The organism is Aestuariibacter sp. GS-14, assembly GCF_006494365.1.
Classification (GTDB): Bacteria; Pseudomonadota; Gammaproteobacteria; order Enterobacterales; family Alteromonadaceae; genus Alteromonas; species Alteromonas mangrovi.
Window position 1 is genome coordinate 1 of sequence record NZ_VHIP01000013.1, and the last position, 15,509, is coordinate 15,509.

A 15,509-nucleotide genomic window follows, 5' to 3' on the forward strand; every position below is an offset into this window, starting at 1 on the left:
CTACTGCACTTCGGGTCAGTTTACTGAGCACACTACGAGTTTATTTCTACAGGTCCTAAAGCTCGTACCGTATAACAATTTAATATGTATCCAAATGGTGTAAAAACTTACGCCAAAATAGTGTATATAATTCGTTCATAATAATCCTAGAAGTTCTTTTTTTACAACCCTTTAATATGCTCTTTTGCGGTGCGGTATGGATGTGAGAGTGTCAAATACACCGCTACGGGTAATTATTTTTTTTGCCTTTCGACAATCCCTTTATGGCGTTCTGATTTTTCCCATTTTATGCTGGGTAAAATCATAAAAAACGCGCCCTAAGTTCAGTTAGCGCATTGTGTGTAGCATGATAAATTTCTGAAAAAAGGAATTTACATGCGGTCACCATTTATCAATGCGGTCTACGAATTCATGATGCTCAAACGGTATGCTAAACGCACTATTCAGAGCTATTTGATTTGGATTGCCGACTATATTCGATTTCACAAATATCAGCATCCGAAGAAAATGGGTGATCTGGAAGTGCGCGTTTATTTAACCCATTTAGCGGTTAAACGAAACCTTTCAGCCAGCACCCAGGCCAGCGCACTCAATGCATTGGTATTTTTGTATAGCAAGTACCTCGAACAGCCGCTTAGCACTGAGATAGACTTTGTAAATAGTGGTCGCAAGCCCAAATTACCAACCGTATTAACTATTAGTGAAGTGCAGCTTTTGCTTTCGAATATTCCTGAACGTCAGTCGTTACCTGTATCAATGCTCTACGGCAGCGGATTAAGGCTAATGGAGTGTGTGCGATTGCGTGTTAAAGATATCGATTTCGACTACCGCTGCGTGAAAATATGGAATGGTAAAGGCGGAAAGCATCGGGTTGTTACGTTATCCGACACCCTGGTAGCGCCGCTAAAAACGCAAAGAGAAAAAGTACAACACCTACTCGAGCGGGATAAAGCCAACCCCAAATACGTTGGTGTTTGGATGCCCAACCAACTTGCCAAAAAATACCCGGATGCCAATCAGTCGCTGGAATGGCAGTATTTGTTTCCGGCAAGTAAAACCAGCATCGATCCTGAATCTTCGCTAAGACGCCGCCATCATATTGATGAAAAGCAATTGCAGCGCGTGGTGCGTCATACCGCGCAGGAAATTGGTCTTAAAAAATCCGTTACACCACATACATTGCGCCATTCATTTGCAACGCATTTACTACTCAAAGGGGCAGATATTCGAACCGTGCAGGATCAACTGGGCCACAGCGACGTGCGAACTACACAAATATACACGCATATTTTACAGCGGGGAGGTAATGCAGTAGTAAGCCCGCTTGAACTGTTGTAATCCAAACGGGCCAAAAGCGCTGCCAGGTTATTCCTTGTCGTAAAGAATATCCATAACGGCAGCAAGTTCGGTTTTGCCTGCACGAACTTCTTCTTCGCTCATGTCGGCGATTTCGTGTGGGAACACTAACCAGTCATCGCTTTCGTTTACAAAGTAATCCGGCACAATGTCGGTTTTGTTGTTTGCCGGCTTGTAATAAGGGCAAGCAATACGGATGTCTTTGGGCATATTCAACCGCATCAGCTTTTTAATCTGCTTGATTAATGCGTCTACACTGCGCCCGGAATCGAATACATCATCCACAATCAGCAACGCGTCATCGGCATTGGCATTCTCAATTAAATAATGCAGGCCGTGTACGCGTATGTCTTTGCTTTGTTTGTTAATACCGTAATAAGAGGAAGTGCGAACGGCAATGTGATCTGTAGGCACTTTTTTAAATTCGAAAAATTCTTGAACAGCAATACCTATGGGTGCACCACCGCGCCAAATACCCACTATAAACTGCGGGCGAAAGCCATCTTTGTACACTTGCGACGCGAGACGAAATGAATCCTGGAGCAAATCCTGCGACGTAATAAAAACTTTATTCATAGTGTCGGAACCGGGCGAAAAATAAAAACGAGATTATAGGTAAAAATCCGTAATATTGCACGGACAATACATAATTTCCTGACCATTTATTCAGGTTTTGCTTTATTACTGGTGAAACTAACTCAGACTGTTCTAGCCTTCTCGTTGTAAAATTCTGGCGGGCTGTACTTTCATCGCCCGCTGCGCCGGGTACCAACTGGCCAGCAAACATAGCATCAGCGAAAACAGCGTCACCCATACCACCTGTTGCCAGCGCATATCTACAGGCAACCCACTACCATCGGCCGATAACGCCAAATGAATACCCAATAAATCCAGCAAATCGTTAATAAACAGTACAGCTAAAATGCCTAATACCGCGCCAATGGCCGCCCCTTTCAAACCGTTTAGCACACCATTTATCATGAAAATAGCGCGCACATTACTTACTTGCATGCCTTGAGAAAGCAAAATGGCAATGTCGCTGTTCTTTTCAGACACCACCATTACCAGCGCAGACACAATGTTAAACGCCGCTACGGCAATAATGAGCAGCAACATTAAAAACATCATATTCTTTTCCATTTTTACCGCGTCAAACAATGGGCCCTGACGGGAACGCCAGTCTGATGTAGCATACCCGGCAGATTGCAGCGTCTCCACAACCTCCTGATACTCAAACGCGTTATCTAAAAACAACCGGGCATCGGCCACGCTGCTGGCGGGTTTACGCATTAACCTTGTCAGGTCATCTACGTGCAAATACATTACTTTGTCATCAAGTTGGGAACCTAGATTAAACACCCCGGTTACCGTTACCAGTCGTTGGCTCGGCATTCGGCCATAAGGCGTATAAACGCTGGCACCCGCTACCATAATGCGGATCTGGTCTCCCGGCGTGACCTCCAGTTCCATAGCCAGCGCCCGGCCAATGATCACACCAAACTTAGTGGTATTGAGCCGGTCGAATGTGCCCTCCAGCATGTTTTTAGCCACAATGCTGTGCTGTTGCATAGCGTCTGGATCAACCCCTTGCAGTTGAACGCCACGCAGTGCCTGACGAGACTGTACCAGGCCTTCGGCTTCCCGAAATACACTCACAGCCCGCACGCCGGGCAAAGCCAGACCGGTAATCTTTTCAACCGGTGTATCATGGGCCACCACTTGCGGCACTATGCCTAAAATACGCTGACGAAGTTGGGCTTCAAAGCCGTTCATTACCGACAGCACCACAATCAACGACATCAAGCCTAGCGCAATGCCAGCAATGGAAAATCGGTTTATAAACGCCACAAAACTATTGTGTTTGCCGGCAGTCGCGTATCGTGTTGCTATTAACGCACTCAGTGGTAATTGCATGAATTTGGGTTCCGGTACAGTGTTTCTGGCCCGGCGGGTTATGCCGTTGCGCCGCTGCGCGCACAATTCAAAACACTGTTATAATAAACAAAAACTTAAGCTCGCTGCATAATACGTGTAAGCTACTCAGCGCACAAGTCAGCCCGGAGAGGTAACGTGGATTCACTCACCCTGGAACAGAAGCAGGCACAATTTAACGAGTTCTTTTTAATTAGCCACGCGCTAAAGGTTAATGTACGCACGCTGCCAAGCGATTTTGTACTGCCTGAGCCGGATAGGTTAGAAGAACATATGCCTTATGCTTTTCGCATTGCCAGTGAGATGTCGTCAATCGAAACTCAGGCACTTCGCCCGTTACGAAATCTCAGCACGCATGCATCGGATTTAGTCAATTACCTTACTCACCAGTCTCGCAAAATCGATTTGATGATGTCGTATATTTTGCACCAACAGGACGATCCAAATTACCGTACCGATAGTATCAGGTTCGGCGGTGGCGGTGTGGTTGTGAACCACAACTCAGAACTGGCTGTAGGCACAGTGGCTGAACTTAAGATCTTCGTAAGCGAAGAAGCCGCTGCCGTTTTCTGCTATGGCGAAGTTATTGCTTGCCAGCAAGAGTCTAATGGCTACCATATAGCCTTTATTTTTACCCGAATTCGAGAACAGGATCAGGAGCTATTGGTACGTGCCAGCCTGCATTTACAGACGCAGCAGCTAAAAAAACGCAATCAGTCCAATCAGCCTTAGTCCCGCGTGCTTGCGTGATAGCACCCAGCGCGCCTACATCACACTGAACAGGAATTATGACAGCCTCGCTTCTTTCATTGCCGTTACCTAAAGCCAGAACGTCCGCCAGTCATCAGGATCACCAGCAATGGGGTAATTTACAAGGCAGCAGCCGTGCCCTTGCCGTGGCGCGTGCCAGCCAACAAGCCAAAAAGCCATTGGTGTTAGTCACCGCCGATACCCCCTCTGCGCTAAAACTTGAAAAAGAAATCCGTTATTTCCTGGGTAAAGACGAGGCCACCACGCCCGTTACGCTGTTTCCCGATTGGGAAACCCTGCCCTACGATACCTTTTCACCGCACCAGGACATTATTTCTCAGCGGCTGGAAACCCTGTTCCGCTTAACGCAGGACCCAACAGGGATCTTTATCGTACCGGTGAATACCTTAATGCAGCGACTGGCACCGGTAGAATACATCGGCCAGCATTTATTATTGCTGAAAAAAGGCCAGAATCTCGACCGCGATACCTTCCGCAGACAATTGGAACAGGCCGGTTACCTGCACGTAAGCCAGGTGCTTAGTCACAGTGAATTCTCGGTTCGCGGCAGTATTATTGATTTGTTCCCCATGGGCAGCAAACACCCTTACCGCATCGACCTGTTTGATGATGAAGTCGATAGCATCCGCGTATTCGACACCGATACTCAGCGTTCAAGCGATCCTGTAAACGAAATTCGCATGTTACCGGCCCGCGAGTTTCCTACCGACAAAAATGCCCTTAACCTGTTTCGCAAACAGTTTCTCGACCGTTTTGAAGGCAGCAATAACGACGGTTCAATATTTGGGCAGGTTACCCGTGGCACTATGCCAAGTGGCGTAGAATACTATTTACCGCTGTTTTTTGAGAAAACCGCCACCCTGTTTGATTACTTCCATCCCGATACTCAACTTGTGCTGCACGGCGACGTAAACGACGCCAGTGAGTTCTTTTGGGCTGATGTGTCCGAGCGCTACGAACAATATCGCTACAACAAGGCGCGTCCGCTATTGGCGCCCAATGAATTGTTCTTACCCGTAAGTGAACTATTCTCGGGCATAAAACAGTGGCCAAGGGTGTCGTTGAGTCAGGAAGTATTGGATAACAGCGCAGGCAAACACAATCTACACTGTGAAAAGCTCGACGACATCGCGCTTAATCCACAGAAAAAACAACCTGCGCAGGCCTTATTGGCGGCAATCGATGACGCCAAAGTACGCGGTGCAAAAATACTGTTTTGTGCTGAGTCTCAGGGCCGGCGTGAAAACCTGCTGGGCGTGTTGCGTAAATACCAAATCAAGCCGGTTGAGTTCAGCCATTTTAACGACTTTCTCACCAGCCATGAGCCTATCGGTATCAGTATTGGCATGGTGGAACACAGCTTCCGCTGGCGCAATCCCGACGGCGAATTGCTGTTTATTACCGAAACGCAGTTACTCGGACACAAAATTAGTCAGCGCCGTCTGCGTACGGCGCAAAAAGCCACCGATGAAAACGCCATTATTCGCAACCTGGCGGAACTCTCCGTGGGTAAGCCGGTTGTGCATCTGGATCACGGTGTAGGCCGTTACATTGGCTTGCAAACCCTCGATGCGGGTGGCATTCCTACCGAATACCTGTGTATTGAGTATGCCAAGCAGGCAAAGCTATATGTGCCTGTATCATCGTTACATTTAATATCGCGCTATAGTGGCGGAGAGCAAGACAGCGCACCATTGCATAGCCTGGGTTCAGATGCCTGGGCCAAAGCCAAGAAAAAAGCCGCCGAAAAAGTACGTGACGTCGCCGCAGAATTACTCGATGTCTACGCCAAACGCGCAGCAAAACCGGGGTTTGCCTATCCCATCAACTGGGAAGATTATCAGTTATTTGCCGATACCTTTCCGTTTGAAGAAACCCCCGACCAAATGCAAGCCATTAACGCCGTTATTCAGGATATGGGCGCGCCCCAGGCTATGGATCGTCTGGTGTGTGGTGATGTGGGCTTTGGTAAAACCGAAGTGGCCATGCGCGCGGCATTCCTGGCGGCCAATCAGGGTAAACAGGTAGCCATTCTGGTACCCACTACCCTGCTAGCACAGCAACATTACGAGAACTTTAAAGACCGTTTTGCCAACCTGCCATTCAGAATCGAAGTAATATCGCGCTTTGTTAGCGGGAAAGAACAAAAAGCCGTGCTCGATGGCATTGCCTCTGGCAACGTCGACATTGTAGTGGGAACACATAAACTGCTTAGCAATGACGTACAGTTTAACGATTTGGGCCTGGTGATTATCGACGAAGAACACCGATTTGGTGTACGTCAGAAAGAGAAGTTCAAAGCACTGCGTGCCGATGTGGATATTCTTACCTTAACCGCCACGCCGATCCCTAGAACGTTGAATATGGCAATGTCAGGCATGCGCGACCTGTCCATTATTGCCACGGCACCAGCGCGGCGATTAGCTATAAAGACCTTTGTGCAGCAGCGCGACAAAGCAGTGATCCGCGAAGCCATTATGCGCGAAATTTTACGTGGTGGTCAGGTGTATTTCCTGCACAATGAAGTAGACACCATTGCCAAAACGGCAGAAGAAATTGCTGAAATCGTACCTGAAGCCCGCATTGCGGTTGGGCACGGTCAAATGCGTGAGCGTGAACTAGAGTCGGTTATGAGTGATTTCTACCACCAGCGCTTTAACGTACTGGTGTGTACAACCATCATTGAAACCGGTATCGATGTCCCCACCGCCAACACCATCATTATGGACCGCGCCGACCATTTGGGTCTGGCCCAGCTCCACCAGTTACGTGGTCGTGTCGGCCGTTCGCACCATCAGGCCTACGCGTATTTGCTAACCCCACATCCCAAGCGCATGACGCGTGACGCGGTTAAACGCCTTGAAGCGATTGCCAGCCTGGAAGACTTAGGCGCAGGTTTTGCCTTAGCCACGCACGATTTGGAAATCCGCGGAGCCGGTGAATTACTGGGTGAAGATCAGTCAGGGCAAATCGCAACAGTGGGCTTTACCCTTTACATGGACATGCTGGAGCAAGCAGTAGAGGCCCTCAAAGCCGGTAAAGAGCCATCGCTGGATGAAGCTTACAGCCAGCAAACTGAAATTGAGCTTCGCATTCCTGCGTTATTGCCCGAAGATTACATCGCCGATGTAAACACCCGCTTATCGCTATACAAGCAATTGGCCAGTTGTAAGCACAACGACGACATTGAAGCATTCCAAATTGAATGTATAGATCGCTTTGGCTTGTTGCCCGACGCAGCTAAAAATCTGATTGCTGTTGCCGAACTGAAATTAAAAGCGCACAAGCTGGGCATTCAGAAAATGGATTTCACCAGTATTGGCGGTACCGTAGAATTCAAGCAAACCACCGCGGTAGACCCCGGTTTTATTATATCGCTGGTGCAAACACGCAGTCAGATGTTCAAATTTGAAGGCAGTCAAAAACTCAGGGTAGTAAAGAAAACCGAGACAGCAAGGGAACGATTAGCTATGGTGGAAGCGCTTATTGATGAATTTGCCAGGGAGACCAAATAAGCATGAGGCGGATTACTGCTTGTCTTATCGCACTCACTACCCTTTCAGGCAGCCCAGTGCTGGCCCAGGAAGACGATAATTGGTGGTTCGACATCGAAGTGGTGTTGTTTTCGCGCGCAACACCGGTAAACGAACTATCGGAGTCATTTAAAACGCAACAGCGCCTTACACCGCCTAAAACCGATTTGGATTTACTGTCGCAGTATTTTCAGCCTGACTTAAAGTGGGTGTATTCTTCGTTACCTGAGTGTAATAAGCCATCGTCGCCCATTTGGGCAGAGGCACCCGATTTAGAAGAGATCCTGGCTACATACTATGTGCCAGAGCCAACAGATCCGTACGCATCTGCACCGGAAGCCATCCCGGAATCAATGGAAAGCAGTGATAATGATGATAGCAACACTGACAGCGCAGACCCTCTGGCGAACAACGATCAAGGTTACCAACAGGACACGGTCAACGACGATCTTGAAGCGCTAACCGACAGCGAAGCAATCATAATCCCCCCATCACCTGAGTCGATTGCCGCCTATTGGTTGGAATCCCATGTTGGCGAGGCCATGCACAAAAACGTGCTTCCCCCCAAACGCAATCTGAGTTGTGTTGCAAGCCAACACCCAGAATTTGTTACCAGCTCAGCGCAATGGCATTGGCAAGGCCCCAACCTGCATGTGCCCTTCCCAAATCAAACACCGTTAATTATTCACGGCGCAGACTGGGCGCGTTCGCAAACGCCGCATTTGTTGTCGGAAGAACAACTTACCCAACAATCGCTATTTACCAGTGTGCGCTGGCGCAAAGGTATCGACCGGTTGGCGCACTTTGCCTGGCGTCAACAAGTCAAGTTTGGGCAGGATAAAGCCGACACATTTCGTTTGTTTGCTGGCAAAAACTATGCTGAGCAATTTACGCCTGAAGGCGAAATGCGCCCTGCGCCTGTTGAAGGCGTATTGGAATTAACTGATGCGGTAAACACAATCGCGGATGCGGCATTTATTGATCCACAAACGCTGAAAGCAGAACAAACTGCTGCGTTTTTTAACGAGTTGAATACACGCTTATCTCAGCCACAGCCAGTTAGCTATGCAACCATGACTGCACAACCCGAACAAGAACCAGGCATCAGTGTCGATCCCTACAGTGCGCAATTAACGCCTATTTGGGAACTGGACGGGTTTATTCAGGTGTTTCTAAAGTACATCAACCGGGTGCCTTATTTGCACGTTAACAGCGAGTTGTTTTATCGTCAACCAGTACCGGTTAACACCTCACAAACAGTGCAACCTGCTAATACCCAGGCTTACGAACTGGTGTCGGTACCGTTTAAACAGGTGCGCAGAGTGATCAGTACCCAATTGCATTATTTTGATCACCCGTTGTTTGGCATGGTGGTGCAAATTCGGCGCTACGATCGCCCACCGGCTGATAAATCATCTAACGCGGTAAAAAAATGAAAATCTACACCAAAACCGGCGATGCCGGACAAACCCAGGTTTATGTAGACAAGCCCATTCGGGTGAGTAAGCACGATCCACTCATTGAGTGTTATGGGGCAATAGACGAACTGAATGCGCACATGGGCCTGCTTCACGCTCAACTGCAGGAGCTCTGGTCACATCACACCAGCGAACATGGCATATCGCTGAACTGGCTAACCCGCATTCAAAACAATTTGTTTAGTGCTGGCTTTGCCATGTCGGCCAGTTCACGATTACCGGAATCGGCAGTAGCTGAACTGGAGCAACAAATCGATACCATGCAACGGGTTCTGGCACCACAGACTCAGTTTATTTTGCCCGGTGGCAGTGTGCTTGCCTCGCAAGCCCACGTTTGTAGAACAGTGTGTCGTCGCGCTGAACGTCAATTGGTAAGTGCCAGCGAACACACCGATATCGCAGCGCCGGTTTTGCAGTTTATAAACCGCTTATCAGACTGGTTGTTCGTATTCGCACGGTATGTAAACCTATTGGCTAACCAGCCCGATACGCCGGTTACACCGGCTTAATCAATTATTAAGATACTGCACTTGATATTCAATTAAGCAGGTTACCCGGCTACAGCCGGGTAACCACCACCACGCCGGTAATCACCAGGCCCACCAGAATATTTAACACAGTCCCCTCGCGTACCATAGTTTGAATGGGGATGCGGCCGCTGCCGTACACAATGGCATTAGGCGCGGTAGCCACTGGCATCATAAACGCACAGCTTGCACTAATTGCCGCAGGCATCATCAGCACAATAGGATCAACCCCAATGGCTGCCGACGCGCTGGCCAATATAGGCATTAACAAGGTTGCGGTGGCAGTATTGGAGGTGATTTCGGTTACAAAACTTACCGCCAGGCACAGCAGTAGCAGGGTTAATACCACAGGTAACACCGACAGTCCGGTTAATGCTTCGCCCAGCATTTGGCTTAACCCCGAAGCGGTAAAGGCTTTCGCCATACAAATGCCACCGGCAAATAATAATAGCATACCCCAGGGAATGGACTCTGCGGTGCGCCAATCCAGTAACTGCCCGGGCTTTTCTTTGTCCCCATCAGGTACCAGAAACATTAACACAACACCCGCGATGGCAATGGTGCTGTCATTCACCAGCGTCATGCCAGTCCAGGCCGACCAGTAGGGGCGGAAAATCCAGGCCAATGCAACAAAACCAAATACGGTTAACACCCGCTTTTCCGCTGGACGCCAGCCGCCGGCTTTGGGTAAGTCACACGGAGGCATTACATTTAAGTGACGGGTAAGCCAGAACGACATAATTGGGATCGAAATTAGCACCACCGGCACCCCGGTCATCATCCAGTTTAAAAAGCTGAGTTCGATACCGGTGGTTTGTTGATACACGCTCATAAAAATAATATTCGGCGGCGTGCCAATGGGTGTACCCACACCGCCCAGGCTTGCTGCATAAGCAATCCCTAACAACAATGCCGTAGCGAGTTTTGGCGAATCCATCGAGGTGATAATTGCCATTGCAATGGGAAGCAACATTAACGCTGTGGCAGTGTTGGAAATCCACATGCTCAATACGGCAGACGTTAGCATAAAACCCAATACCAGCCGTTTGGCACTGGAAGAACCACATAATCGCAACATGTATACCGCGATGCGTCGGTGAACACCGGATTTTTCCAGGGCTTTAGACAACATAAATGCGCCCATCAGTAACAGGATCACATGACTGCCTAATGCCGACGACGCTTCTTTGTAATCAATCACCCCTGCCATGGGAAATGCCACAAACGGAATGAGTGAGGTAACGGGGATCGGCAATGCTTCGGTTACCCACAGCATAGCAATCAACAAGGTAAGTGCTGCCGTTAAGCTCAACGTAGAGGGATGTCCATTGATATCCAATACCCACCAAAGCAAACCGCTTACCACGGCACTAAACACAATGACGTTATTTTTTATTTTCATAGTATTGCCAACCCGTACTGATCGTACGTACTCCTGTTTGCCTGAAGCAGTTGTGGCGTCCTGACGCTGTAAACGGGCCTGAATAACGCTCACTGCCCTTAATGTAACGGTATCTGTCTGAAAACATGCGTACAGATGGCATCGCTACTATTTGATTTTATGGATGTTATTGTTATCGGTCTAATGACCTTTTAGCCAGCTTACCGCGAGATGAGATTTGAACCAATACCCCTTCGTCGCAATCCGGTCAGACCTGTTTGCTATAATTCACTGGCATTTGCATTTCATCGTCTTGTAAACTGTTCCGATTAAGCTTCTGTTTTCATGCAGAAATGTAATTACAAGGACCTTCCCATGCTCAAGTGGATTAAATGGTTGTTTATTGGCGTTATTGCCATTGTGCTCATCGCCGGTGCAACGGTGTACGTTACCCTATCGCAAAGCTTACCGGTACTCGATGGGCAAATGCAGATTAGCCATATCAGCCATCCCGCCAGTTTATCCCGTGATGCACTGGGACAAGCTGTGATCACTGCGGCAAACCAAATGGATGCCGTTTATTTGTTAGGCTATGCCCACGGACAGGACAGACTGTTTCAAATGGATTTACAGCGTCGTGTTGCCGCAGGAGAGCTATCGGAGTGGCTGGGAGACGTAGCGCTAAACGTCGACAAAAACAACCGCTTTCATCAATTCCGTCGCCGTGCAGAACGCATTCTGCCCACTTTACCAGACTGGCAACAACAGGCACTGGCCCAATACGCTAAAGGCGTAAACCAGGCCATCAGCGAGCTGGGCGCAAAACCGTTTGAATACATCCTTACTGGCTTCGATATCAAACCCTGGACGGAAGCGGATAGCCTGCTGGTGGTATACAGCATGTATCTGGATTTGCAGGGCAATACACTTGAAAGAGATTTAGCTTTAACCGAACTGGAAAAGCAGTATGGCCAGCCCATAGTGGACTTTATTTTACAGTCCAGTCAGTATCAGGCAGCGCTGGATGGCAGCCGTCAGCAGTTCGAGGCTGAAATTCCCCCATTGCCGGCAGAGGCACTCACCGCGCAGTTGAACACCAACGTGCTGCCGTTTAATCCGGAAGTGGGCAGCAATAACTGGATTGTTAGTGGCGATCTCACCGACGGTGGCGGTGCGTTACTGGCCAACGATATGCATCTGGGCTTCAGGGTGCCGATTATCTGGTACCGCACCCAGTTAAACTACGCCCGCGATGACTACGATGTAAACATTACCGGTGTATCGCTGCCTGGCGTACCCGGTATTATTGTGGGGACCAATGGCCATATTGCCTGGGGCTTCACCAATGCCTATATCGATACCGCAGACTGGGTGGAAATTCGCGATCCGGCCAGCCTTACCGAAGTAGAAGAAACGATTCTGGTAAAAGGCGAAGCACACCGTTACATCCGCCTCGAGAGTCAGTGGGGGCCAGTAAAACAAATCGGCGATCGCTATTACGCATTACAATGGGTTGCACATCAGCCCTACTCTGCCAATTTAAATCTCATGCAAATGGACACGCAGTTAAGTGTGCTACAAGCCATTCCAACTGTGCGTAAACTGGGGATCCCGGTACAAAACTTCGTCATGGGTGATACCGGCGGCAATATTGCCTGGATGCCAGGCGGTGCCGTACCTGGGCGTCAGGTTCCAAAAGACATCGCGGTACCTGAATCACAAGCCGCCAGCGGATGGGATATAGATGAGATGGATTTGCCGGTTGTGATGAACCCCGATACCAAGCGCATCTGGACCGGTAATTCCCGGGTAATGAGTGCCGACGATGCCAAACGCTTCGGCGATGGTGGCTATGCACTGGGGGCACGCGCGCAACAAATTCGCGATCGTTTATTTGACTACAACCAGTTCGACGAAGGCCGTTTCTATCAGATCCAGTTAGACAACGAAGCCCGCTTTCTGCAGCCATGGCATGCTTTGTTGCGTCAGTTACTCAATCGCAACAGTGGCTATTTTGCCAGCGATATCAACGCGCTGGAAAACTGGGGTAATTGTGCTTGCGCCGATTCAGTAGGTTACACGTTAGTGAAGCACTTCCGTCAGCAGGTGATTTCTGCTGCATTTAATCCGGTTGCCGACGCGTTATCCGCTAAAGATCTCTCACTGCGACCATTGAGCCGGTATTTAGAGCCAGCTATATGGCAACTCATTCGCAATGAGCCTCCGGGCTGGTTACCCAAAGGTCACGATGATTGGCAGTCATTTATGCTGGCGCAATATGAAGCGGCCAAAGCGTCACTGGAAGCCGATTTTGGTAAAAGTGAAGACCTTTCTTCCCTGCGCTGGGGCAAAGTGAATACGCTGGCCATTACTCACCCGTTTGCTAAGCAAATTCCGGTACTGGGTAAATACCTGAACATGCCGGAAGTTGAAGGATTTGGCGATACCTATATGCCGTCTGTTCAACAGCCTGCATTTGGTGCATCAGAACGATTATTTGTGCGTCCGGGCAAACTCGATAGTGCAGTGCTGACACTTCCAGGTGGCCAGTCGGGTCATCCGTTGTCGCCGTTCTACCGGGCTGGGTTTATGGATTACGCCGAGCAGCGTTTAACGCCGTTACTTCCCGGTACGCCCGTCCATACCTTATCCTTCACACCTCAATAGGAGAAAATGATGACACCGGGTATTGTGGCTGCTGAGCGAAAGAAAATTGCCCACAAAGTGCATAAATATACGCATGACAAACAAGCTGCGTCGTACGGCTTGGAGGCTGCTGAAAAGCTCTCGCTGCCGCCTGAGCAGGTATTTAAAACCCTGGTGGCAGAATTAGACACAGGCGCGCTGGTGGTCGCGGTGGTACCCGTTACGCATCAGCTCAATTTAAAGCAGTTAGCTAAAGTGGCAGGCGCAAAAAAGGCGCAAATGGGCAATCCGCAAAAAGTGGAACGCACCACCGGCTATGTGCTTGGGGGAGTTAGCCCTTTAGGCCAGAAAAAAGCCCTGCCCACCTTTATCGACGCTTCGGCAGAGCCGTTTAGCACTATATTTGTAAGTGCGGGTAAGCGTGGCCTGGAAATCGAATTAAGCCCGCAGGATTTAGCCAGCCTGACACGGGGTAAGTTTGCCGCGTTAGCAGGCTAGTTTTAGTTTATGACGGAACTGGAAACTGCATCTCTGCCTTCAGGTTACGAACTTATCAGCGGCTTTTTGTCTTCAGCCGATTGCCGAGTTATTTGTGAAGAACTGGACCAGTATAAACTCCCCGTAGGTACGGGCGGTATTCGCAATGCCGACAAGAAATTTGAGGCGATTTACCAACTCGCGCACGCCGATAAATTGCAGAATGTTGTAAAGCAATATCTAACTGGTAAAGCACAATTGGTTCGTGCCATCGTATTTAACAAAACGAGTGATAACAATTGGTTGGTCTCATGGCACCAGGACAAAACGGTATCAATTTCAGCCAGAATCGATGAGCCAGAATGGGGCCCGTGGAGCACAAAAGACGGTACATTGCATGTCCAGGCACCACTTGCCGTCCTGAACAATATGATAACCATGCGGATACATTTAGATCCGGCAAATGCTGACAATGGCTGCTTAAAAGTTATCCCTGAAAGTCATCAGCAAGGTTTGCTTTCGCACATCGACATTCAACGAATAGTTCAACTAGAATGCACGGTACTTTGCGAGGCAGCTATTGGTGATGCGCTTGTAATGCGTCCGCATTTGCTCCACGCCTCGTCAAAAGCACAAAACCCGTCACAACGACGGGTTTTGCATTTGGAGTACAGTGGTTACTCGCTGCCAAAGGGGATTAACTGGGCCTGAGTGTAAGTAACTAATTGCGCTTAGTTACTTGTAAAACGCTGTAGCCACAGACGTCGGGCTTCTTCCAGTGCCACCTTTTCAGGAGGATTTACGCCACCAAGCTCAATGGCTATTTCATTGATGATGGCATCGCGTTGCGCAATCATGTTGTCGGCTTTAGCAAACAAATCCTGCGCTTGAGGGTATTGTGCTTTTAAATCGTCAATGCCAGATAAAGAATGGTAACGTTGCAGTAGTTCATCGTTGAACAAGGCACGATTTGCGTGAAATTGCAGGTATTCCAACCCTTCATTAGACGCAATAAACTCAATGTCCTGTTCACTCAATTCTGCGGCTTTCGCTACGTCCACCGCTTTTTGTTGCCACGCTTGAAGCGCTTGTTCATCTTGCTGCTTAATGGCCACTTTAACACCCGCCATTAAATCACTGGCGTGCAATATTTGCTGACGAAATGACAGCGACGCCAAGTCAGTATCGTCTTGTTCATTGTTAACTGGCTCGACAGATTGACTTACCCAAATCCCGGCAGCGGCAAATAGCAAAACAACGGCTAATATTAAGCCTTTGCGAAATGTCATAAGCAATTCCTACCCCAAAACTACGTGTAGGTTAGACGGTCTGTTAATAAAGCCATGCTTTACAAACAGCATCAGATGGCCAGCAGAACTGCTGGCCAATCCATTTAAGATGTTATGTC

At 48.8% G+C, this 15,509-nt stretch carries 12 protein-coding genes; 8 read left to right on the plus strand and 4 right to left on the minus strand.

What is annotated here, in order from left to right:
* Positions 1 to 375: 375 nt before the first annotated feature.
* Positions 376 to 1,338, plus strand: a complete 963-nt coding sequence (locus FJ444_RS16760; protein WP_140960212.1) for an integron integrase — start codon at positions 376 to 378, stop codon at positions 1,336 to 1,338.
* A 27-nt stretch (positions 1,339 to 1,365) separates the two neighbouring features.
* Here FJ444_RS16760 and FJ444_RS16765 read toward each other — a convergent pair whose 3' ends face one another.
* Both FJ444_RS16765 and FJ444_RS16770 read right to left on the minus strand, forming a co-directional pair.
* Entirely contained in the window at positions 1,366 to 1,932 is a 567-nt protein-coding gene (locus tag FJ444_RS16765) for a phosphoribosyltransferase (protein WP_140960214.1), read from the minus strand.
* 132 nt (positions 1,933 to 2,064) lie between these two features.
* Entirely contained in the window at positions 2,065 to 3,270 is a 1,206-nt protein-coding gene (locus FJ444_RS16770) for a lipoprotein-releasing ABC transporter permease subunit (RefSeq protein ID WP_140960216.1), read from the minus strand.
* 156 nt (positions 3,271 to 3,426) lie between these two features.
* Here FJ444_RS16770 and FJ444_RS16775 point away from each other — a divergent pair, with 156 nt between their 5' ends.
* The 4 genes from FJ444_RS16775 to FJ444_RS16790 are packed head-to-tail and all read left to right on the plus strand — an operon-like array spanning position 3,427 to position 9,579.
* Entirely contained in the window at positions 3,427 to 4,020 is a 594-nt protein-coding gene (locus FJ444_RS16775; RefSeq protein WP_140960218.1) for a PilZ domain-containing protein, read from the plus strand.
* A gap of 56 nt (positions 4,021 to 4,076) precedes the next feature.
* Positions 4,077 to 7,574 (plus strand): transcription-repair coupling factor, encoded by a 3,498-nt coding sequence (gene mfd / locus FJ444_RS16780; protein WP_140960220.1) that lies wholly within the window; start codon positions 4,077 to 4,079, stop codon positions 7,572 to 7,574.
* A 2-nt stretch (positions 7,575 to 7,576) separates the two neighbouring features.
* The gene (locus FJ444_RS16785; protein ID WP_140960222.1) at positions 7,577 to 9,028 is read left to right on the plus strand and encodes a CsiV family protein; all 1,452 of its coding nucleotides are present in this window, start codon (positions 7,577 to 7,579) and stop codon (positions 9,026 to 9,028) included.
* Positions 9,025 to 9,579 carry a cob(I)yrinic acid a,c-diamide adenosyltransferase gene (locus tag FJ444_RS16790; protein WP_140960224.1) on the plus strand — a complete coding sequence of 185 codons (555 nt, stop codon included), beginning with the start codon at positions 9,025 to 9,027 and terminating at the stop codon, positions 9,577 to 9,579. The genes FJ444_RS16785 and FJ444_RS16790 overlap by 4 nt, the downstream gene beginning before the upstream one ends.
* A 49-nt stretch (positions 9,580 to 9,628) precedes the next feature.
* Here FJ444_RS16790 and FJ444_RS16795 read toward each other — a convergent pair whose 3' ends face one another.
* Positions 9,629 to 10,999: a DASS family sodium-coupled anion symporter gene (locus FJ444_RS16795; RefSeq protein WP_140960226.1), complete on the minus strand. Its 1,371-nt coding sequence runs from the start codon at positions 10,997 to 10,999 to the stop codon at positions 9,629 to 9,631.
* A gap of 354 nt (positions 11,000 to 11,353) precedes the next feature.
* Here FJ444_RS16795 and FJ444_RS16800 point away from each other — a divergent pair, with 354 nt between their 5' ends.
* Genes FJ444_RS16800 through FJ444_RS16810 form a run of 3 tightly spaced genes read left to right on the plus strand, consistent with a single transcriptional unit; the run spans position 11,354 to position 14,812 of the window.
* Positions 11,354 to 13,645, plus strand: a complete 2,292-nt coding sequence (locus FJ444_RS16800) for a penicillin acylase family protein (protein ID WP_140960228.1) — start codon at positions 11,354 to 11,356, stop codon at positions 13,643 to 13,645.
* Positions 13,646 to 13,654: 9 nt separating this feature from the next.
* Positions 13,655 to 14,122 carry a Cys-tRNA(Pro) deacylase gene (gene ybaK, locus FJ444_RS16805; RefSeq protein WP_140960442.1) on the plus strand — a complete coding sequence of 156 codons (468 nt, stop codon included), beginning with the start codon at positions 13,655 to 13,657 and terminating at the stop codon, positions 14,120 to 14,122.
* A gap of 9 nt (positions 14,123 to 14,131) precedes the next feature.
* Positions 14,132 to 14,812 carry a phytanoyl-CoA dioxygenase family protein gene (locus FJ444_RS16810; protein ID WP_140960230.1) on the plus strand — a complete coding sequence of 227 codons (681 nt, stop codon included), beginning with the start codon at positions 14,132 to 14,134 and terminating at the stop codon, positions 14,810 to 14,812.
* A gap of 20 nt (positions 14,813 to 14,832) precedes the next feature.
* Here the strand turns inward: FJ444_RS16810 and FJ444_RS16815 are convergent, their stop codons facing one another.
* Positions 14,833 to 15,390 carry a hypothetical protein gene (locus FJ444_RS16815; RefSeq protein ID WP_140960232.1) on the minus strand — a complete coding sequence of 186 codons (558 nt, stop codon included), beginning with the start codon at positions 15,388 to 15,390 and terminating at the stop codon, positions 14,833 to 14,835.
* Positions 15,391 to 15,509: the final 119 nt, after the last annotated feature.

Excerpts from the sequence above, each read along its gene's own strand:
- FJ444_RS16760 (WP_140960212.1), top strand. The coding sequence starts at position 376 with ATGCGGTCACCATTTATCAATGCGGTCTACGAATTCATGATGCTCAAA.
- FJ444_RS16765 (WP_140960214.1), bottom strand. The coding sequence starts at position 1,932 with ATGAATAAAGTTTTTATTACGTCGCAGGATTTGCTCCAGGATTCATTT.
- FJ444_RS16770 (WP_140960216.1), bottom strand. The coding sequence starts at position 3,270 with ATGCAATTACCACTGAGTGCGTTAATAGCAACACGATACGCGACTGCC.
- mfd (WP_140960220.1), top strand. The coding sequence starts at position 4,077 with ATGACAGCCTCGCTTCTTTCATTGCCGTTACCTAAAGCCAGAACGTCC.
- FJ444_RS16785 (WP_140960222.1), top strand. The coding sequence starts at position 7,577 with ATGAGGCGGATTACTGCTTGTCTTATCGCACTCACTACCCTTTCAGGC.
- FJ444_RS16790 (WP_140960224.1), top strand. The coding sequence starts at position 9,025 with ATGAAAATCTACACCAAAACCGGCGATGCCGGACAAACCCAGGTTTAT.
- FJ444_RS16795 (WP_140960226.1), bottom strand. The coding sequence starts at position 10,999 with ATGAAAATAAAAAATAACGTCATTGTGTTTAGTGCCGTGGTAAGCGGT.
- FJ444_RS16800 (WP_140960228.1), top strand. The coding sequence starts at position 11,354 with ATGCTCAAGTGGATTAAATGGTTGTTTATTGGCGTTATTGCCATTGTG.
- ybaK (WP_140960442.1), top strand. The coding sequence starts at position 13,655 with ATGACACCGGGTATTGTGGCTGCTGAGCGAAAGAAAATTGCCCACAAA.
- FJ444_RS16810 (WP_140960230.1), top strand. The coding sequence starts at position 14,132 with ATGACGGAACTGGAAACTGCATCTCTGCCTTCAGGTTACGAACTTATC.
- FJ444_RS16815 (WP_140960232.1), bottom strand. The coding sequence starts at position 15,390 with ATGACATTTCGCAAAGGCTTAATATTAGCCGTTGTTTTGCTATTTGCC.